The 618-nt window shown below is 62.1% G+C and carries 1 pseudogene; it reads right to left on the reverse strand.

The window, feature by feature from the left end:
• Window positions 1–336 (reverse strand): annotated as a pseudogene (locus ACFFXY_RS25350) (Mobilization protein A); the annotation flags it as partial.
• Between the last annotated feature and the right edge of the window lie 282 nt (window positions 337–618).

Consider the following 618-nt stretch of genomic DNA (forward strand, 5'->3'; position numbering starts at 1 on the left):
GGCAGCGCCGGTCAGCCAGTACGCGTAGTTCCAGACATGTCGCCGTGCCCTGACCATCCGCCCGGGTGAATCCAGCGAGGCCAGCACCGAAAATGGCACAGTCCGGTTATTATCGCGCTTATAGCGATCGGCATACTCCCGCCGCGCCTTATGGCTCAGCCCCACAAAACGCATTCGGCCGGCCCAGAGTTCAGCCAGACCGAAAAACAGGCCGATAACCAGAAAAAAACCGGCCAGACTGTAATACTCCCGGTACAGCCAGCTGACCCACGGGTAAATCTGCCGGGCCAGCTCCGGGATATGCCACTGCCAGGCAAGCGAATCCGTATTAAACATGCAATCTCTCTCCTTCAGACGACGGGTTTACCGGCGTGATGCGCAGCCCCCGCTGCACAAGCCGCGGACATGCCCCAAGGCATGGCGGCGGCGGTCACGTCCGTGGTGATTGCGTTCAGCTTTCACCGCGGAGGCCAGCCTCTTTCCGCCCCATGCGGAAAAGGCGCAGCCCCGGAGGAACAACGAGCACGCCCCAGCGTGTGAGAGGAAAAGGCGGCACCCCAGTGCGGTCTTTTCCGGTGTTCCGGCCCCCGTCAGAGTTCGCCATAGCGAGCGGCTGAC

Source organism: Glycomyces mayteni (assembly GCF_042428885.1).
Taxonomy (GTDB): Bacteria; Actinomycetota; Actinomycetes; order Mycobacteriales; family Micromonosporaceae; genus Glycomyces; species Glycomyces mayteni.